The 20,408-nt window shown below is 57.4% G+C and carries 14 protein-coding genes; 10 read left to right on the top strand and 4 right to left on the bottom strand.

Annotated features, from left to right (window positions below):
• Positions 1-104 precede the first annotated feature (104 nt).
• The 4 genes from ACF8AM_RS24675 to ACF8AM_RS24660 all read right to left on the bottom strand — a co-directional run bounded on the left by ACF8AM_RS24675 (position 105) and on the right by ACF8AM_RS24660 (position 7,431).
• Positions 105-1,418 carry a 3-deoxy-D-manno-octulosonic acid transferase gene (locus ACF8AM_RS24675; protein WP_392558203.1) on the bottom strand — a complete coding sequence of 438 codons (1,314 nt, stop codon included), beginning with the start codon at positions 1,416-1,418 and terminating at the stop codon, positions 105-107.
• 301 nt (positions 1,419-1,719) lie between these two features.
• On the bottom strand, positions 1,720-5,436 hold the full coding sequence (gene secA / locus ACF8AM_RS24670; protein WP_392558202.1) for a preprotein translocase subunit SecA: 3,717 nt from the start codon (positions 5,434-5,436) through the stop codon (positions 1,720-1,722).
• Between the two features lie 70 nt (positions 5,437-5,506).
• On the bottom strand, positions 5,507-6,370 hold the full coding sequence (locus ACF8AM_RS24665) for a Nif3-like dinuclear metal center hexameric protein (RefSeq protein WP_392558201.1): 864 nt from the start codon (positions 6,368-6,370) through the stop codon (positions 5,507-5,509).
• Positions 6,371-6,663: 293 nt separating this feature from the next.
• A complete protein-coding gene (locus ACF8AM_RS24660; protein WP_392558200.1) occupies positions 6,664-7,431 on the bottom strand; it encodes a hypothetical protein in 768 nt (255 codons plus the stop codon).
• Between the two features lie 226 nt (positions 7,432-7,657).
• Here ACF8AM_RS24660 and ACF8AM_RS24655 point away from each other — a divergent pair, with 226 nt between their 5' ends.
• The 10 genes from ACF8AM_RS24655 (at position 7,658) to ACF8AM_RS24610 (ending at position 20,314) form a co-directional block, all read left to right on the top strand.
• Complete coding sequence (locus tag ACF8AM_RS24655; protein ID WP_392558199.1) at positions 7,658-8,941, top strand: hypothetical protein; 1,284 nt, start codon at positions 7,658-7,660, stop codon at positions 8,939-8,941.
• 54 nt (positions 8,942-8,995) lie between these two features.
• Positions 8,996-9,901 carry a tetratricopeptide repeat protein gene (locus ACF8AM_RS24650; RefSeq protein ID WP_392558198.1) on the top strand — a complete coding sequence of 302 codons (906 nt, stop codon included), beginning with the start codon at positions 8,996-8,998 and terminating at the stop codon, positions 9,899-9,901.
• Positions 9,902-10,891: 990 nt separating this feature from the next.
• The gene (locus ACF8AM_RS24645) at positions 10,892-12,334 is read left to right on the top strand and encodes a trypsin-like peptidase domain-containing protein (protein WP_392558205.1); all 1,443 of its coding nucleotides are present in this window, start codon (positions 10,892-10,894) and stop codon (positions 12,332-12,334) included.
• A 320-nt stretch (positions 12,335-12,654) separates the two neighbouring features.
• Entirely contained in the window at positions 12,655-13,185 is a 531-nt protein-coding gene (locus ACF8AM_RS24640) for a hypothetical protein (protein WP_392558197.1), read from the top strand.
• Complete coding sequence (locus ACF8AM_RS24635) at positions 13,185-15,104, top strand: DEAD/DEAH box helicase (RefSeq protein ID WP_392558196.1); 1,920 nt, start codon at positions 13,185-13,187, stop codon at positions 15,102-15,104. The genes ACF8AM_RS24640 and ACF8AM_RS24635 overlap by 1 nt, the downstream gene beginning before the upstream one ends.
• Positions 15,105-15,709: 605 nt before the next feature.
• Positions 15,710-16,507, top strand: a complete 798-nt coding sequence (locus tag ACF8AM_RS24630; protein ID WP_392558195.1) for a CAP domain-containing protein — start codon at positions 15,710-15,712, stop codon at positions 16,505-16,507.
• A gap of 8 nt (positions 16,508-16,515) precedes the next feature.
• A complete protein-coding gene (locus ACF8AM_RS24625) occupies positions 16,516-17,562 on the top strand; it encodes a hypothetical protein (RefSeq protein WP_392558194.1) in 1,047 nt (348 codons plus the stop codon).
• A gap of 78 nt (positions 17,563-17,640) precedes the next feature.
• The gene (locus ACF8AM_RS24620; RefSeq protein WP_392558193.1) at positions 17,641-18,357 is read left to right on the top strand and encodes a hypothetical protein; all 717 of its coding nucleotides are present in this window, start codon (positions 17,641-17,643) and stop codon (positions 18,355-18,357) included.
• 36 nt (positions 18,358-18,393) lie between these two features.
• Complete coding sequence (locus tag ACF8AM_RS24615) at positions 18,394-19,242, top strand: sugar phosphate isomerase/epimerase family protein (protein WP_392558192.1); 849 nt, start codon at positions 18,394-18,396, stop codon at positions 19,240-19,242.
• Between the two features lie 292 nt (positions 19,243-19,534).
• Positions 19,535-20,314 (top strand): NRDE family protein, encoded by a 780-nt coding sequence (locus ACF8AM_RS24610; protein WP_392558204.1) that lies wholly within the window; start codon positions 19,535-19,537, stop codon positions 20,312-20,314.
• Positions 20,315-20,408: the final 94 nt, after the last annotated feature.

Here is a 20,408-nt window from a genome sequence, read left to right as displayed (position 1 = left end):
GTCCCTCGCTGACGCGTCGGGTTGTGAAGTCGAATGGTCGACAAGCCGCGATGCTTCGCGCTGTCGGTGGCGAGCGAACTTGAGACGCCGGCATTGGGCGACCACTAGGCGGCTCGTTGAAGCGGTGTGCTATTCTTGGGGAGCAACATTTCCAGCGTCTTTTGATACGCGCCCCGGTGTTGGTTGACCAACTCGCGAGCGGCTTGGCCGAGCGAATCGGCGGCGGGAACGTCGGTCAAACAGCGGGCGACGAACTGTTCGAGTTCCTGTTCATCACCGACTCGAACAGCGGCGTCGGCGGCGATCAATTGCTTGGCAATCGTGTCGAAGTTCTTGGTGTTGGGACCAAAGGAAACGGCACAGCCATAACCGGCCGGTTCGAGCATGTTTTGGCCGCCGCGATCACCGAAGCTGCCTCCCACCGTTGCGATTTGACCGACGCCCCACCAGTGACGAAGTTCGCCGATGGTGTCGATCAGAATGACTTCGTTGGAGTCCCATTGATCAGCGTATTGGCTGTCGTCACGACTGCGGCGGATGGGGGACAAACCACGAGACTCAATCAGATGGGCGACTTCATCGAACCGTTCCACGTGACGTGGTACCAGAATCAATCGTAGTTCTGGGTGCTGGGATCGAAGGCGGTCATAAACCCGAAGTGCCATCGCTTCTTCGCCCGCTTGGGAGCTGCCGAAACACCACACTCGGTGCCATGGATCCATCCCCGACCAGTTGATCCGTTCGTTGACTTCGGTCGTGTCACGTGAGCGAGGAGCGTTGTCGAATTTCAGAGACCCTGTGACGGTGACGTTTTCGGACGCGACTCCGCAGGCCACAAAACGCTCCGCCGCCGATGAGTCCTGGCAACCGACGGAATCCAAGCGTGCAAACGTCGACCGCAGAAGTTTCGCGAATTGTTGGTAGCGTCCCGCGCTGGTTTCGCTGAGCCGACCGTTGATGACTTGGACGGAACAGTTCGCTTCTTTGGCACAGCGAATCAGGTGGGGCCACAGTTCAAGTTCGGCCAGCACCAGCTTTTCGCAGGCAAGGTTTTTCAACGTGCGGCGGACGGCCCAGGTGAAATCGAGGGGGCAGAAGAAAACACGTTCTTCACCGAAATGCTTGCGAGCGAGGTCATACCCGGTGTAGGTGGACGAACTGATCGCGAGAGCGATTTCGGGGGGTTGTTTCTCAAGCCGATGAACCAACTCAGGAAGCAAGTTGACCTCGCCGACACTGACGGCGTGCAGCCAAATCGTTCGCTCGGCATCACCGCGAATTTTGGCGGCTTGATCGGGCGACAGACCGAATAGTTTTTGCCCGATGCCACGGCGATAGCGACCGTGGCGGATCATTCGGTGCAGAACCAGCGGCGAGACCGCGGTCAGAGCAGTAGCGTAAGCGAGGTTGAGCCACATGGTTGCCTTCCTTGGCAGGAGTGGAACGTTGTTGTCGGTTCGTGTTCACAACCCGAAGCGTGTGCGAGGGACCACAGGTTTGTCGCGATGGCAGGAGGTCCTTCGATCACGCTTTTTGAAGTTGCGCTTTTGCGTGAGGCATTGGTTTTTTCATAACCCGACGTGTCAGCGGGGCGAAGTCAACATCGTTTTTCCCTCGCTGACGCTTCGGGTTAGGATGCAATCAACAGGCCGGTGAGCGAGGGACCGCATCGAATCCTTGCTTCTACTTCACAGGTTGGAAGCCTATCACTTGGTTGGATCAACCGTCGCGACGCATGCAGCAACTTTTGTACTTCTTGCCGCTGCCACAGGGGCACGGTGCGTTTCGACCGATCCGAGGCTCTTCGACTCGGACGGTATCGACGCTGCTGTCGGCTCGTTTTTCGCTTCCCGCGGCGGCGCGTTGGGCGGCGGTGTTGGATTCCATTTGGGCAGCTTGCTGAGCGGCGCGGCCCGCTTCATGGGCATCGTCATGACGTGTTCTCGCGTCGACCCAAGTGCTGCGAATGAAGTCATCGTTAAAAGACTCCATGCGGAAGATCAAGTCGGTCACGCGTTCGCCAATCGAATCCCACATGGATTCAAACAGACGCATGCCTTCGCGTTTGTATTCGACCTTCGGATCCATTTGGGCGTAGCCCTTCAATCCGACGCTGCTGCGCAAATGGTCCATCGTCAACAAGTGGTTCTTCCACGAGTCGTCGACGATGTTCAGCAAAATTTGACGTTCCATCCGTCGCATTTCGGGGTGGAATTTGTCGTCGACAGCACCGTTGACGGCCAAAGTCAGCTCGGCCCGGTTCATTCGCGAGAGGTCTTCGGCGGTGTTGCGGTTGCCGAGTTCTTCTTGCAACCAGGTCGCGAGGGCTTCCAGCTTTCCAGTTTGTCCGCTGGCGAGTGACGCGGTCACATCGTCGTCGGCGCTACCAAAGAGGTCCTGGACTTTGGCGGCAGCTTCTTCCAGCATTTTGCCTGAGGCACTGGCCGTTTGCTTGCTGTACTGAATCAATTGAACCTTCAAGTCATCGCGGTTCAGTTTGACCTCATCGACGCTGAGTTCGTGGTTGAAACGGCCGTGCACCCAATCGACCAGGCCTTCGCGGTCGAGCGAAACCTGGGCACCTTGTTTGTCGGTGAATCGCGAGATGCCGGTGAGGACGGGGTACTCCGCTTCCTTTTCCGTGTAAGCGGCTTCGGCGCGGCGGTTGAGTTCTTCGGTGACCTGGCGACGGTCTTCGATGTCGCGGAATTCTTCCGGGGTCGTTTCGATTCCGAATTTGTGACGCATCCAGGCACACAGGACTCGCAGACCGTAGTCGGCTTCCAGCAATGGTTCGCCTTCGGTCAGATCCGTCTCTTCGATTTGCTTGTGCGCGTGAGCGATCAATTCGTCGATCATCTCCTCGCGGTCTTTGTTCTTCAGTTGATGGTCTTGGTAGTTCGTGTTCAGACGCGTGTTGGCCCACGTCGCCATCGCTTTCCAGTTCCACTCGTCTTCCATCGTTTCGGGAAGGTTTTCTTCCACGGCTTCGGCGACGGTGACTTCGGAAGCACGTTCGGCTTGATCCTTCGCGTAGGTGTCCGCCATTTCGAAATCCATGTTCAGGAAATCGCGTGCATCGAGTTGGCAACCCAACTTTCCGCCGGCGAACGTGGCAAAGGTTTCCACGCCGTAGTTGGGGTCCAAGAACGTGTCGACGTGCGATTGGATTTCGTTGTGAATCAGCGTCAACAACATCTCGCGGGAGCTGTGTCCGTCGAGCAGGTTTTGGCGATAGCGATAAACGCGTTTGCGTTGTTCGTCCATCACTTCGTCGTACTCGAGCAGGCTCTTCCGAATTTCGAAGTTGCGTTCTTCGACCTTCTTTTGAGCAGCTGCGATTCGGCGGGTGACCAGCGAGGATTCGATGGCTTCGCCTTCTTTCATGCCCATGCGTTCCATCATGCTTTTGACGAAGTCGCCAGCAAAGATCCGCATCAAATCGTCTTCGAGAGACAAGAAGAATCGGCTGCCACCGGGGTCGCCTTGACGACCGCAACGACCGCGAAGCTGCAAGTCAATTCGGCGTGATTCGTGACGCTCGGTGCCGAGCACATACAGACCGCCGATATCGCGAACGATCTTGCCTTCGGCACTCATGTTTTCACGCTCGTCGATCTCATCAACGAGGGCTTTCCATTCTTCGTCCGGCACTTCCAAACGAGTCGGGTATTTGTGTTGCAGTTGTGCCCAGGCCAGTGTTTCGGGGTTACCGCCCAAGATAATGTCGGTACCACGACCGGCCATGTTCGTGGCGATTGTGACGGCGCCGATACGGCCGGCTTGCGAAACGATGTCGGCTTCTCGGCCGTGCTGTTTCGCGTTCAGGACGTCGTGTTTGATGCCGCGGCGTTCCAGCAGTGCTGACAAGCGTTCGCTCTTCTCGATGCTGACGGTACCCACCAGAACGGGACGACCGGCGCGTTCAATCGACACGATTTTTTCACGGGAGAACGATTCCGTTTGCTTCTCGCCTTTGGGCAGCAGTTCCACGACGGAATCGGTTTCGGATTTGATGTTGCCCCAGATCTCGGTGCCGTCTTTCAGTACCAACACATCCCATTTATGAGTGCGTTCGACATCGTCGGCGATGGCTTTGAACTTGTCCTTTTCGGTCAAGTAAATCAAATCGGGATGCTCGATCCGTTGCAGTCCACGGTGCGTGGGGATTGCGACCACGTCGAGTTTGTAGATCTTCCAGAATTCATCCGCTTCGGTCATTGCCGTCCCGGTCATCCCGGACAGCTTCTTGTACATCTTGAAGATGTTTTGCAGGGAAGCGGTGGCGAACGTTTGCGTTTCTTGCTTGATCGGCACGCCTTCTTTGGCTTCGACGGCTTGGTGCAAACCGTCGCTCCATTGGCGACCGTCCATCAAGCGGCCGGTGAACTCATCGACGATGACAACCTGTTTGTCTTTAACGACATAGTTGACGTCCAACTTGTACAGGTAGTGAGCTTTCAACGCGTTGTCGATCAGGTGCGGCCATTCCATGTTGCCCGCGGTGTAGAAGCTTTCCACGCCGGCCAATTCTTCCGCAGCACGGACGCCTTCATCGGTCAATGTGACGTTGTGTTGTTTTTCATCGACGGTGAAGTGTTCTTCTTTTTTCAGTTGACGAGCAACGCGGTCGGCTTCGCTATAGCGTCCCAAATCCAAGTCGGCCGGTCCGCTGATGATCAGTGGTGTCCGAGCTTCGTCGATCAGAATGTTGTCAACTTCGTCGATGATGGCGTAGTTCAGCGGGCCTTGGCATTGTTGCACTTCGCTGGGGAAGCGATCGTCGCCCTTGGCCGCCGGACGCATGTTGTCGCGCAGGTAATCGAAGCCGAATTCGTTGTTGGTTCCGTACGTGATGTCGCACTGGTAGGCGGCTTGTTTTTCGCTGGTCGACATGCCGGACTGGATCGCATCGACGGTCAGGCCGAGATTCATGTACAGCGGAGCCATCCACTCCATGTCACGACGGGCCAAGTAGTCATTGACCGTGATGACGTGAACACCTTTGGCTTCGAGAGCGTTCAGGTAGGCAGGCAGGGTGGCGACCAGAGTTTTTCCTTCCCCGGTGACCATTTCGGCGATCGCACCGGAGTGCAGCACCATGCCCCCGATCAACTGGACGTCGTAATGACGCATGCCCAAGAAACGCTTGCCGCCTTCGCGACAAACGGCGAAGGCTTCTTCCATGATGTCGTCGAGCGTTTCGCCTTCGCGGAGGCGTTTGCGGAACAGCTTGGTTTGTTCGCGCAGTTCGTCGTCGGACATGGCCGCGAACTTGGGTTCCATCGCCGTGATTCGGTCGGCAGATTCCTGCAATTTCGCGACTTGGCGGGCATTGGCGGACCCAAACACACTGGTGGCCAAGCTGCCGACACGCTCAAACGTGCTACCGAAGACGAGGCCAAGGAGGTCCCAAAGACGTTCCAGGATGGACATAAAAGATCAAATCAGTGCGATTGGGGGGGTGAAAGCGTGCGGCTTACGTAAACCATGCCAACTTCCAACGTTACGGGTTCAGGGAAATTGGGTCAACTGCGATCGGATCTCGTTCGCGTTGGCTACTACGGACCCAATTGCCCGTCGGGTCAGGAGGCGACGCGTCTTGATCGCCGGCGAAGGTTTCGTGCAGCGGTTGGATCTCCTGCAGAAGTTGTTCAGCCAGCGTTTCCATGGCGAAGCGTTCGCTGGCGTGATGGCCGACCAACGCCATCGTTAATCCCGTGTTTTCCGCTTCTAAACACGTGTGGAGCGTGGCTTCCCCGGTCAGCAGGACGTCGCATCCGCGGCGGCGGGCGGCGCCGACAAAGGTGCCTCCGCTTCCGCATCCGATCGCAACTCGCCGGATGGGGTGCTCGAAATCACCCACCAAACGCGGGCGGGTGGAACCACATGAATTTGCAGCAAAGGATAAAAACTCTCTCGCCGTCATGGGGTCTGGCAGATCACCGTAGCGGCCGGATCCGACGGTGTCGTCGTCCATCGACGGCGTCAACGGCTTGATCGAAGTCAGGCCAAGACGGTTTGCCCACTGTTCGTTGATGCCGTTGTGAGCGGAATCGTAGGCGGTGTGGGCGCTGTAGACGGCGATTCCGGCCCGGCACAGATTCCAAACCATCGCGGATGCGGCGGAATCGGTCGTGATCCGGGCCATTGGCTTGAATGGCAGCGGATGGTGAGTGACGATCAAGTCCACCGCCAACTCGGTCGCTTCTTCCACGACGGCTGGGGTGATCGTCAGGCAGGTCAGGATCCGATGGGCTTCCGCCGAACGGTCTCCCAGCAGCAGACCAACGTTGTCCCAATCCTCCGCCAGCTTCAATGGAGCGATGGAGGACAGAGATTGGCAAATGGATTCAATGGTAGGAGACACAGGATTCGCGACCGTTGGGAGGAAAGGTGCTCGGAGGAACACACTTTAAGGTCGTTGAATCGCTGTGGGAACAATGAATCGAGTGGTCTGGAACGACTTGTTTTTAGGGTAGTGGCCGAGGCGACGAGTCCTGAGCTGGCGTCAAAACGGAGGACTCGTCGCCTCGTCCACTGCGATCAAACCTAACTTTTAAAGTTTGGCGGACCACGAGGGGGAGCTGGATCAAAGGGACGTCAGGCACGCGATTCAATCTCGCGTGCCTTTTCGATCCGTGTCCTGATTGGAATCGCCAATCAGAATCCGAATGGATCGTCATCGCCGGCTGGGGCGAACGGGTCGTCACCGCCTGCGGGAGCGAATGGATCGTCTGGAGCAGCTCCGCCATCAAACGGGCTGGTACCATTGTCGGCCGGGGCCGCTGGTGCGTCCGCGGGGGCCGCTTCGGTGGCCAAGGGGGTGTCCATCGCGCCTTCGAGTGCGTCGTTGGATTCAACGACGGGCTCTTCTGCTGCCAAATCGTCTGCGAATGGGTTGTCATCGGTGGCGGGAGCAGGTGGCGGCGTGGCACCACGTTGCATCGCCGGGGCACCAGGGGCTGCCGCGGATTGGCCACCCTGAGACAATTCATTGGCGCGGATCGCCGAGCGAGCGGCGCCGGTTGCGAGAGCTTGCAAGCGAGCTTTTTCGCGAATCGCTTCGAGTTTCAAACGCTGAGAACCCTGAATGCGAGACAAAGCGCGACCGATCGATCGAGCGTCACCGCTGCGAGCTTCCAGTTCGGCACCCATTTGCCAATCAACTACCGCGTCTCCCATTCCGCTGGCACTGGCGGCCAGTCCGCGGAAGTAATACGCCCGTGGATCACGGATGTTGTTGTCGATCGCCATCGAGAGCAGTTCATATGCCTTGCTGTGGTTGCCAGCGTTGTAGGCATGAACGCCTCGACCGTAGATTTCCGCCAGCACGGCAGATTGGGCGGAGGCGGTGTTGGTCTGGGGGGTGCTCAGGAAGCCAATCGCCAAGGCGAAAAGGAAAAGTGGCGAGGCAAAGCGAATCTTCATCGCGACGGGGACCCTGTGACGGAAGAGCGGATGGTTCAACAACAGACCGTTGCAGCTTAATTGTCTGCACCGGTGGAATCAAACAAAACGTTGAAGCGTCGGATTGATCGTGAAGTGTTTGCTGAGGAATGTCACCGCTGTGAAACGTGTGTGGGCGTCCCAGGTTGCTACAATTCGGAATGCAATTTTTTTGGACCGGTTCTCTCGTTCACACGAAGTCCTCTCGATGCGAATCCAAAATCCCTCGTCCAAGCTGGCGAAAAGTGTATTGGGCTGCTTGGTTCTCAGCGTTCTCTTCAGCCTGATGGCTGGGATGCGTCTTCCTGTTGGGGGGGCTTTGTTGATCCCCGTCGCGATGGCTGACAGCGAATGGCTTCGCACCGTTCCGGTCGTCGACGACGAAGAAGTGGCAGCGCTGATCGAAGGATTGGGATCGGAAAGTTACGCCACGCGAATTCGTTGTCGTCAGCGATTGGCGCGAATTGGTTTGGCCGCATTTGATGCGTTGCGCCAGGCTCGCAAGCATCCCGACAGCGAGATTGCGATTGTGGCTCGCAAACTGACCAGCGGTGTTGAGGTGCCTTGGTCGGTCAACACGGATTCGCCAATCGTTCAAGAAATCCTGGATGAGTACGGCTCGCGTTCTGTCATGGCGCGGCGTCAGCGGATCGGTCAACTGGCCGCACTGCCGACGATGGAATCGTTTCCCGCGCTCGTTCGCTTGACGCGTTACGAAGCCGAGCCAACGCTCAGCCGCTTTGCCGCGATGGCTTTGCTCGCTCAGCCGGTCAGAGCCACTTTGGAGCGACAATCCGGATGGGCACCAAGCGACGCTGGCCGTGCCGCTGGATTGGAACAGCCTGCTGAATCCGAACAGGGACTGGGTGCGAATCGCGATCGCTGGTTGGGACTGAGTTCCCACGACCGTTCGCTGATGGTGACGCATCTGCAACAAGTGTTTGCCAAGGACACGCAGTTCAGTGGTTTGTGGATGAGGCAGTACGCCAAGGAGTTGGAATCCGGACGATTCGAAGCGGATGGGTGGAGCGAACTGATCGAGCAAATGGAATCGAGTTGGGAAATTGACGACCGGGCATCGCAGCATGATGTGGCCGGTGGCAAGTTGGCTGCGGGCGCGATGATCAGCGGCGATGAGTTGTTTCGATTGACTTGGTTGAATGCCGAGCGGGCTCGCGTGATGGCCCAAGAGGACGACGTGTCGCGATTTCTGACGCAGCACATCGACGTCATTCCGCCTCGCACGCGAGAGTTGACGGACACAGCGCTCTGGGCCATCGATCACAAGTTGTTCGACGTCATCACAGCGGCTCATGCCAAGCATCGATCGTTGTTCGAAAAGTCGCCTTCGTTGTTGTATGCCTCGGCGGAAGCATTGCTGGAATCAGGGCAGCCTGAATTGGCGGCGGAACGAGCCCAGCAGGCGTTGATGCTGAACCCTGTGGTGAACTCAAAGGACGCGGAGAAGGCTCCCCTGCACCCGGTTCTATAGGAAAGCCACGCGGACGCTCACCTGCGTATCGCAGCGGACCTGATCGATCGCGGGTTGTCCGATTGGGCGGAAGATGAATATCGAAAACTGATCGACGAATTGCCGCTGCACGACGTGTCTTCGGCGACCGCGCGGTGGGAGCTTGCCGAACACTTGTCGGAATTGCAGCAGCCTGCTGAGGTGGTCGCTTTGTTGCAGCCGCTCGTGGAACGAATGGAGAAAGACGACGACTTTCGCCACAAGCTGATGGCCCATGATTTCGATTACTCCGCACTCCGCAGCCACCTGGATTTTCAGGCCGGTTTGGATCTCGCTAGCCGAGACGATCACACGAATGCCAGCGAGCGATTGCAGTCAGCGTTTGCGATGAATCCCGAGAACATCGACATCTTGATCGCGATGTATCGGATGGAGTGGACTGACGAGTGGAAGGAAGACGTGGTCGGTCAGATCGAAACCGTGTTGGAGGAGATCGACGAAGACATTGAAGAAACTCGTCAAACATTTCGCGAGACCGGCAACGGACGTCCTGGACGCCAAACCGCGATTCGCGATTTGTTGCTGGCCAATTTCTACAACCAATACGCTTGGTTGGTCAGCAACACGGAAGGCGACTACGACAAAGCTCTCCAGCGAAGCATTGAATCGCTGGAGATGAGCCCCGGCAGCGAGGCTTTGCTGGACACCTGTGGTCGATGTTATTACGCCGTGGGCAATTTGCCCGCTGCGATTTTGACCCAGCGAAAAGCGGTCGAGTTGACGCCCCATTCGCCACCGTTGCGGCGCCAGTTGCAATTGTTCGAGGACGCTTGGTTGGATGCCAATCCTGGCAAAGCGTTGAAGGAACTCCCCAAGGTGGACCTTCCGATTGCAAAAGCCTCCTCATCCGAGTTGACCGATCGGCAACGTCGGTTGGGCGTGGTGCCTCCGGATGGCCCGCTGAGTTTCCTCGATCGTTGAGTTTCCTCGGGCGTTGAGTTTCCTCGGGCGTTGGAGGTCGTGCGGTTTTATCGAGGTGGGTTTTAGCGGGTTTCACTACGATGCACCTCTCCCGAAACGACGTTTGGGGAGAGCGATACACTCGGTCGAGCGACGCCGTTCAGGCGTACGCGAGGGTGAGGGCCGGGCGTCGGAAACGGCGCGGATTGCCCTCCCCGGAAATTCTCGCTGAACACTCGCTTTCCGACTCCTCCCGCTGCGTGGTCGTGCACTTTTGAAGTGCAGTGTTGCCAAGCGTTTCTCATCACCCTCCCCCTGGGAGAGTGAAACAAAACTGCACAAGCTCCTGCGCGGGTGTTGAAGTTGCGTTTTTCTCAAAACCCGAAGCGTCAGCTTTCTCATAACCCGAAGCGTCAGCGAGGGAAAAACGATGTTGGCTTCGCCTCGCTGACGCGTCGGGTTATGAAAAACCCAATGCCTCACGCAAAAACGCAACTTCAAAACCCGAAGCGTCATCGAGGGAAAAACGATGTTGACTTCGCCTCGCTGACGCGTCGGGTCATGAAAAACCCAATGCCTCACGCAAAAACGCAACTTTAAAATTCGCGGGCGGGGTTCTTAAGAAGCGACGGCAACACAGCACTTGGAAACTGCATCACCTCGGTGGGGATTGGGGCCAAACCTGCCCTGTGGAATCCCGTTCGCGGCTTCAATCAAATTTCGGATTTTCTGCCGATTGTGAAGATTGGCAAACCTTGCGGCGCGGTCTGTCACTGATCAAGCGACCTTGCGGCGATGTCCGATGGTAACCCTCGTACCGGTCACTCCGCTTGCTTCCGTTTTGTCGGATCTGGCGAGTGACATCACAGGGGCGGGGCGTGGCTTTGGCGGCGTGTTGTTCCGGTCGTTTCAATGACTTCCGCTTGATTGCGTGAGTGCGGGGATTGCATGCGTTGGTTTCTAAAACATTTGCCTTCACGTCACGACGTGTCGGTGCATCGTTCCCCATCTTTGGGTGTGTTGTTGTCGATGGGATTGCTGGCGGGATTGACCGTTGGCATCGGCGACAATGATTCGGTGTCAGCGGATGACTTGCAGAGTGTGACAGCGACCAGCTATCGCAGCACCGACGCAAGTGTTCGCGACATGCGTTCGACCGGTCGGTCATCGCGGTCGTTGCGTGAAACCCCTACCGTCACCGCGATTCGTCGTGCGTCGCCTTCGGTGGTGAACTTGCACGGTCAAAAGACCGTTCGAACCACCGCGGCCAGCATGGCGGGTGGGGCTCCGGATTCGTTCCGTCAGGTCAACGGCATGGGCACGGGGGTCGTGATCGATCCACGCGGCTATGTGATCACGAACTATCACGTGGTCGAAGATGTCAACGAACTGAACGTGACGTTGCACAATGGCGAAGCCACTCGGGCGGATTTGATCGCCTCGGATCCCCAAAGCGATTTGGCGTTGGTGAAACTGCGAGGCGCTGGCCCGTTCCCGACCATTCCACGTGGTCACAGCGATGATTTGATGATCGGTGAAACCGTCATCGCCATCGGCAACGCGTTTGGTTATGTCCACACCAGCACCGAAGGCATCATCAGTGCTCTGCATCGGGATGTGCCGGTCAACGAGACACAGCAGTACCGCGATCTGATTCAAACGAGTGCTGGGATCAACCCAGGAAACTCCGGCGGTCCGCTGTTGAACATCGATGGTGAAATGATCGGCGTCAACGTGGCCGTTCGTGTGGGAGCCCAGCAGATTGCGTTTGCGATTCCGATTGATCAGGTGCTCGACACCGTGACGGAAATGATCAATCGCCACAACAATCGCCGAATGGTGATCGGGATGGATGGGACGGCGGTTACGCGTGGTGGATTGCAAGTGACCCGGCTGTCCGAAGGCGGATCCGCTCAACAAGCGGGACTGCAGCGAGGCGATCGCTTGGTGCGACTCAATCAACAAGACATTGCGGACCCTTTGAACTACGCGTTGTCGATGTTGGAAGTGAGACCAGGGGATCCGTTGCAAGTGGAATTCGAACGCGATGGCGAGTTCTTTCAAACGCAACTGGCGACCTCCGTGTCCTCACAGGAATTCGGTGACCCGGCCGCTGCTTTGGCTTGGCAAGTCGTGGGGGTCTCGGTCCGACCGGCCGGCGAATCGTTTGTGCGTCGCATGAATTCGCGACTGCGAACCAATTACCGTGGCGGTTTGATTGTCACCGATGTTCGGCCCGGTTCAGCGGCCAGCGAACAGGGGATCACCGCAGGCGACGTTCTGTTGGGGATTCACGTTTGGCAAACCGCCGGACTGGAAGACTTGGCCGAGATTCTCGACCAACCGAATATTCGCCGCGGTTCGAAGGCCAAGTTCTATCTCGTTCGACAGGACCAGACGCTGTATGGCCATCTCCAATTGGCTTCACAAGGGAATCAGTTGACACGTCGCTAGACAGCCGTGACGAGAGCATTCGCAACGGAAGTCACCAGAATTCAAACGTCGGTTTGAGAAACGGAATTCTGGTCGATCTGTCTGCTGACAAAACGGTTCAAGCCATCGTTCCCTGATCACCGATCGATTCGTCCTGGGACGAACGAGTCGGATGCATCTTCCGCAGATGCACCAGGCTCGTTCGTCGACCCAGCCGGGACGTGATCGATCGTCCATTCGCCGAGTGGGCGGACGCATTCGACACCCGCATGTCGATTGTGTCCGTTCGCTCGCGAAGATTTTCCTGACTTGACTCAAACATTCATCTGATCGAATCCACGATGGAGTCGAAATTGGCACCTGCGACGCTTGGTTATTTCACGATCGTTCAACAAGAACGCACCGGTTGGACGGGCGGATTGCTCGTTCTCAATGGAGGTGGTCGGCCTCTGGAGTTCCAGTGCACGTTGCCGCTGCGTCCTTCCAAGGCTCACGAGATCTTGTTTGGCAACACGCTGCGTCAGCATCTGATCTGTGATGTGATCGGGCCGACACTGCTCAAGAAATGCCGGACACCGATCTCGATGTTGATGTGCGAGCAAACCGAGTCGTTGCCGATGGCCGATGCCAGTTGCACGATTGGATTTGTCGCCACCCCTGAAAACGACGGCAAGGCATACGTCGCGCGAGAACCGGATGGTCACTGCGCGATGAAAGTTCGTGGTGCCTCCGTCTTGGTCGCAATGGAACAATTGGAAGCCGCCCAGCAAATCACACAGCAGATGGGTGACTTCCCCGATGTGATTGAACCTTTCGAGCGGATCCGGGAAGCGATCCGAGAGGCTCAGTCCCAAATCGCGAGGGCGGCGTAGTGTGGTTCCGAAAATCGTCTCCGGTCGCAGGTGATTCCTCGCCCGCTTCCAAGGCGTCCGAGCCCGCAGCACTAAATGCTGATGCAACCCCGTCGGTGGCCAATCCGGCGGCGACTCCGGCACCGCGTCCCACCATGCAGTGTGAGATCGATGGTGCCAACAGTTGGGATGCGGCAACGGCGTTTGAATTGGAAACCAACGAGTGGACGTTGCCAGCCCTGCAGCCAATGCGGGTGCCGATCAAGTTGCCGCCATTGGTCGCCAAGACGACGGGGTTTTTGTTTCCCGAGTCAGCGTCGTGGATTCCCAAACCAGCGAAGAAGCCTGCTGATGCGGTGGCGGGTTCCATCGGTTTGGAGGAAAAGAGCGACTCCGAAACGGAAGACCAAGGTCTTCAGAAACGACGCAAGTCGAAAGGCAAACGTTCTCGGATCAAGCCGCCCAATGACATCGTGAAGTTGCAAGATCGGTTGTACTACCTGTTGCAACCGCCACTGGATTTGTTGGTCGGCAGCGGGCAATTGAATTTCCCGTTCGAACCGTTTCCTTATCAGCTCGATGGAATCGCGTTTCTGTTTCCTCGGTACGCCTGTGTGCTGGCCGATGAAATGGGACTGGGCAAAACCATGCAAGCAATCAGCACAATGCGGATGCTGTTGTGCAGCGGCGAACTGCGCAGCGTGTTGTTGGTTTGTCCCAAACCGCTGGTCAGCAACTGGCTTCGCGAATTCAGCGTTTGGGCGCCGGAGATTCCGGTGGTGGCGATCGAAGGCAACGCGGCCAAACGAGAGTTCCAGTGGCGCGAACCCAATGTGCCGGTGAAGATTGCGAACTACGAATTGTTGATGCGTGACAAAGAGATCGTCCTCGAAAGCGGTTTGCACTTTGACTTGGTGGCGCTCGACGAAGCTCAGCGGATCAAGAACAGCAACAACACCACCAGCGAGATCATTCGTGCGATTCCACGAACCAGATCTTGGGCGCTGACCGGGACGCCAGTCGAAAACTCGCCGGATGATTTGGTCGGCATCTTCGACTTTCTCTCGCCTGGGTATCTGCAAACGGGGATGCCCATGTCGCAGATGGCTGGGATGGCGGGGGACTACATCTTGCGTCGCACCAAAGACATGGTGCTCGATGACATGCCGCCCAAGCTGTACCGCGATGCGGACCTGGATCTGACGCCGGAACAATGGGCTCGCTACGACACGGCCGAAAAGGAAGGCGTGGTGCATCTCGAAGAACTCGAGGAAGCGCTGACGGTGCAGCATGTGTTTGAACTGGTGTTGCGGCTCAAACAGATTTGCAACTTTGATCCCGTCACCAATTCCAGCGCCAAACTGCAGCGGCTCGAAGCCGACATGGAAGAGGTTGCCGCCAGCGGGCAGAAGGCAATTCTGTTCAGCCAGTGGACCAAGACGATTGAAAAGATGCGGCCGGCGCTCGAACGGTTCGGACCGTTGGAGTACCACGGCAAGGTCCCGCACAAGAAACGCGAAGGTGTGATCGACCAGTTCAAGAATGATCCGAACAGCCACATCATCTTGATGAGCTACGGTGCCGGCAGCGTGGGATTGAACCTGCAATTTTGTCGGTACGTGTTCTTGTTCGATCGTTGGTGGAACCCTGCGATTGAAGATCAAGCCATCAACCGAGCTCACCGCATTGGCGCGGCGGGGAGCGTGACCGTCACTCGGATGATGGCGGTCAACACGATCGAGCAGCGCATCGCCGCGGTGTTGGATCAGAAACGCGAAATGTTCGACATGCTTTTTGCGGATCAGCGTGACGCGTCCAAGAATGCGGCGGGCGACGGGCCAGCGAAGTCAGGGCCGCTGTCCCAAGCCGGTGGTCTGTCGCGCGACGAGATCTTCGGGTTGTTCGACCTGCGAGCCCCCGGCGGCAAAAAGGTGGCTTGAGCTCGGACCTGCTCACCGAGGCGGGGAGAAGCGGTCGTAGCTGGATTCGCTAGAATTCAGAGGTTCACGCTGGTTGGCTGTCCGAATTCTGGCGAATCCGGCTACCGTCCGTGACCACTTCGTGGCCCAGGCTGCCAGCCTGGATCCGATTCGGAATCGCACGAGCACGAGCACGAGCACGAGCACGAGCACGAGCACGAGCACGAGCACGAGCACGAGCACGAGCTAGAAGCTAGAAGCTAGAAGCTAGAAGCTAGAAGCTAGAAGCTAGAAGCTAGAAGCTAGAAGCTAGAAGCCTTGGTCCGGCCTGCTTTCAGTGCGACAGGTTTGCCCAGTTTGACAGGTGGTTTCGACTCACCCGAAAGACATTGAAAACTTCTTTTGGCGATGGCTTCATTTCTAAGTGGTGGACGGATGGTGACTTCCGTCGTTGGCTGTCGTCGCAAATGGTGCCCGGAAGCATTTTCTTTCGAAAAGGGGCTTTTCGTGATGCAGGCAATCGCAATGGTTCGCGGCGACGGAATTTCGCCGGTGCTGCACACGGATGTGACTTGTTCTCGGACCATGGAATGGCTCCGCCGGCTCCTTTTCTCTTGGAGTGTCGAATGTCTCGATTGTTTGAAGCATCCCGTTCGTTTGGACTGAACCCGTTGGCGGAACTCATGCGAGGTTTCGTGCCTCGGTTGTCCCTGCCGCTTTTGCCAGCCTGGATCGCGATCGGTGGGATCACCTGCGGTTCGGTGTTGGCGACCATGCCCGCAGCGAAGGCCGCCAACGGCAGAGTGGTTCAGAGCACGACGATCCCAACCGGATCGGGCTGCACCAACTGCGGTCAGAACCGAAGCGTGGTGACGCATTCACAGATTCCCGGTAAAGTCGTTTCGGTGGGAAACGCTTGGCAACCCAGTCAGCCGGTGCAACACGGCCAAGTCGTTCACCAAGGAAGTTCAGTCGTCGGTGGAACACAGGTGTTTCACGGCAACCCATCCGTTCCGGCCAGTCGAGTGAGTCACGTTGGTCAAGTGATTCATCAAACCAGCAAGCCTTCGGTGGTGCCGGTCTCACATTCGGTCGCAAGCTCGCAACGTGGTGGGGGTGCGGTTTCGAATGTCTTGTCGACTTTGAATGCACAACGGTCTCGACAGGGACTGCGTGGTCTTGCGTATGATCCGCAATTGCAAGCGGTCGCGGAACGACGCGCTCAGTTGATGGCGTCGACGGGTTTGAAAACTCATCCGTCGGGATCGTTTGCCCCCGGACGCTATGAGGGTGTCGGGTGGAGCAGTTCCCACACGCCCGCCGGAGTCTCGGCTTGTTACACCAGCGATCCCAACATGCGAGTGGCAGGAGCCGCGATGGCTCGCGGTCGCGATGGCGTTTACTTCTGCGTCGTGTATCGCTGATTCCCGCGGTGGTGATGGCCGTCGCTCTGGCTGAGTCGGCGGCTGTGCCATCTGGTTCGGTTGGATGTTGGGCGCGGTGCAGTGGGCAAGTCCCGCTGACCGCGCCGCAGGTCTCGCCTCAGAGCATGCCGGCGACCAGCGTCGAAATGACGCCCGATCAAGCTCGCCAATCGGTTCAATGGTTGGCGGATCAACTTCTCAAACATGTTCCCGATCGCTTTGACGGCGATGATGATTGGGGCAAGACAAAATCGGTTTGGGCGGGGGTGAAAGTCCGACGCGAGGGTTGGAAACTGAAAACCAACCGACGTCGCAAAGAGCTTCGGCACGGACGTTGGGTCCGCTACCACATCAAGTTGCCAGAACTCGCTGAACTCCAACGCCCCATCTCGACCGCCGAGTCGACACTTCATCCTCCCTCTGGGAGGGCCGAGCATGACCTCCGCGCACCCGCTGACGCCGGACGGTTTTCCGCATTGGCATGGCCTTCCACCCTGCCCCTCGGAGCCTCGGGAATGCTAGCCCAATCGCCTCTGACCAAATCCCCACTCACCATTCGATCGGTTGTCCCTTCCACCACGCCGAACGGGAATGCCGGTTGGCTGGTCGACGCGGTCGTGAAAACCCCGGCCAAATTTCACACCCGTTTGGAACGTTGGAATCTCGGTCTGCAGGCATTCAGCATCAGCGTCGATGGCACGATGGACGTGAACTTGGAATGCCAATTCGTGATTGGCATGTCTGCCGATTACAGCGAGGTGCCTCCTGCGATTCAGTTGGACGTGTACGTGGAAAAAGCCAACGTGCGAATGGATCGCTTCAACGTGGAACGGATCAGCAAGCTGGGTGGCGATGCTGCGGAAGAGCTTGGCAACCTGGCCGAAGACACGCTGATCCGGTTGTGGCTGAAGAAAGAGAATGCTCGACTGGCGGACCGTTTGAACGACGCGATCGCCAAGCATCAGTCGGACCTGCGGTGGTCGATGATGCAGTGGTTGGGACAGTGGAACTCGGCATCGTTGCCTTCTGAGGGGACAGGCAGCACATTGCGTTGACGATCCCGAACTTATCGCCGGGCGGCCTTCGCTCATGGTGCCGTTCGCTTTCCATTGCCGATCGATGACAACCCGCTCATGAATTTTCTGTGTCACGCCATTCCCTACTTGGAACATCCTGTGATGGCGGTTTCGACGGGCATCCCCGATTTTTTGTCGGTGATCGATCGCAAGATTCGAGCTCGCGGACGGTTGGCGGCTCCGTTTGTCGACGATGCCAATCCGGTGCTTCAGCAAGTCGCTCGCGGTGTGTTGGCTCACATAGACGACGACCACTGGGTTCATGGGGGCGAAACGTTTGCCCGGATGAACCTCGAGTTTGCCGTTCAGTTGCGAGACCTGTTGCCCGGGGACGCTGGGTTTCGCCCCAGTTTTGTCGGTCACATTCTGATTGAGATGCTGTTGGATTCGAATGTGATCCAGGACCATCCCGAGATTGGCGAGCGATATTACGCACTGTTCGATGAAGTCCCCACGGAAGAAATGGCGTTGGCGGTGCAGCGAATCACGGGCAAATCGACCGACAAAATTCCCGCGACGTTGCAGCGGTTCGCTTCCACCCGGTTCTTGTACGATTACTTGGCCGACGACACACTGCTGATGCGGCTGAACCAGGTCATGGCCCGAGTTGGGTTGGTGGCATTGCCCGACGCCGTTCGCGATTGGTTGCCAAGTGCCCGCCAAGAGGTGCGACTGCAGCACGCACGTTTGCTCGCCCCGGAAGGACGCCCGATGGCGTATCCTGAGCTGACGTTGGCTTCCCCTGGCAAGCCCGAAGACGCGAAACCCCGTTGAAATTCCCCTTTCGAGAACTCTGTAGAGAAGAACATCATGAAGTACGGCATGAACCTGCTGTTATGGTCCGGCGAAGTCACCGAGGAAATGTTGCCTGTTTGCGAGCAGCTTAAAGGAATCGGATATGACAGCGTTGAATTGCCAATGTTCAATCTCGATTTGGACTACGCCAAGATTGGCAAGCGTCTCGATGAGCTCGGGCTGGGTCGCACCGCCGTGACGATCCGTGGTGAAGAGGACAATCCAATCTCGCCAGATGCTGCGGTTCGCGCCAAAGGCGTTGAGCTGAACAAGAAGACGCTGGATTGCTGTGCCGCCGCCGGAGTCGAGATCTTGGTCGGCCCGTATCACTCGGCGATCGGATTGTTCAGCGGTGCTGGTCCCACCGAAGACGAATGGAAGTGGGGCGTCGAATCGATGCGAGCCACCGCGGAATACGCTGAGAAGGTGGGCGTGAAATTGGGCATCGAGGCTCTGAACCGTTTTGAGTGCTACCTCCTGAACTGCCATGCTGACTCCGCCCGTTTTGCTCGCGAAGTCGATCATCCCTCCTGTGGGATCATGTACGACACATTCCACAGCAACATCGAAGAGAAATCGGTCGCCGATGCGGTTCAAGCTGGCGGTGACAAGCTGTTCCACATCCACATCAGCGAGAACGATCGCAGCACGCCTGGGAAAGGTGGCGTGAAATGGAAGGAGAACTTTGACGCGATCGCCGAATCGGGCTACGACGGTTACCTGACCATCGAAGCGTTCGGGTTGGCTCTGCCGGAAATCGCCGCTGCGACGAAGATCTGGCGGAAGATGTTCACGGACGAGCTGACTCTCGCCAAAGAGGGCTTGGAGTTCATGAAATCAGAAATCGCTGCTCGAAAGTCCTGAGTCTGAAACCGCTTTCTCGTGCCCTTCTCGTCCGCGAAGGGCCCGATTTAGTCCGCCTAAACCGCAAACAGCACCGGTTTCGGTCGATCTTCTCTGACCGGCCGCCCTCCCCACCAGATCCGAGAAATATCGTCGGAACCACCCATGAGGGGGTGTGGTGGCGGATTTTGCGTGGCTACATTGTTCCCACGTGTATCGCACCAGGCTCGCCGGGGGGTCCCCGATCAATCGGCGAGAGATCACGTGCGTGAGACTGGAAATCACCGATCTTTGAAAGTTGGATGTCTCCCAGATGTGCTTGCTTGCTGTTCAGTACCGTTTGGTTCCCGAAAGTCCCATTCTCGTTGCGGCTAACCGCGAAGAGTATGTGGATCGCCCGAGCCAAACGCCGTCCATCCAATCCGGTAAACCACGCGTTTTGTGTGGGATCGACCAAAAGGCCGGTGGAACATGGTTGGGGGTAAATCAAAACGGGTTGTTTGTTTGTTTGACCAACCGCGCCCCCGCGACGCCTTTGTTTGGTCAACGGTCTCGTGGCCAGTTGGCGATGGACTTATTGCGATGCACGTCGTCTCGTCGTGCACTCGAAAAAGCCCACGCTGAGTTCGCCAAGAATCGCTACGAAGGTTGCAACATCATCTTGGCCGACGCCAAAGCTGGTTTTGCGATTCACGCCGACGAGCGTCAAGAAGTCGTTGAGTTGCAAGAAGGCCTGAACATCATCGGGGCTCGCAACTTGAACGACCCTGACGATGGTCGTGTGCAGTTGGCTCGCCGCCTTCTGACCCTGCAAACGTTGGATTCACCGGTCAAGTTCTTGGCCGTGGCCAGCAAAGTGTTTGCACGTTCGCCAGTCGGCCAGGGGCGTCCCAGCATGGTCATTCGCAACGGCGACTACGCGACCGTCAGCAGCACGCTGATCGCGTTGGGAGTTAAACCACGCGACGCGATTTACCAGTTCAGCAGCGGTGCTCCAGACGAGAGCAAGTACGAAGATTACTCGCCGATGTTGCGAGATATCCTCAGCCGTGGCCTGCGGGAGGCTCGCACCAAAGCCAAGGTGGGCTCCTGACCTCGAATCGTGCCGTCAGCGGCGGCACGTGAAAACTCATCTCGCCAACGCAGCAAGTCATGCTTGTTGCCTTGGCGTTTTTCATGCGCTGACC

It is taken from the genome of Rhodopirellula sp. JB055 (genome assembly GCF_043100905.1).
In the GTDB taxonomy this organism is placed as follows: Bacteria; Planctomycetota; Planctomycetia; order Pirellulales; family Pirellulaceae; genus Rhodopirellula.
This window is presented reverse-complemented; position numbering and strand designations above follow the sequence as displayed.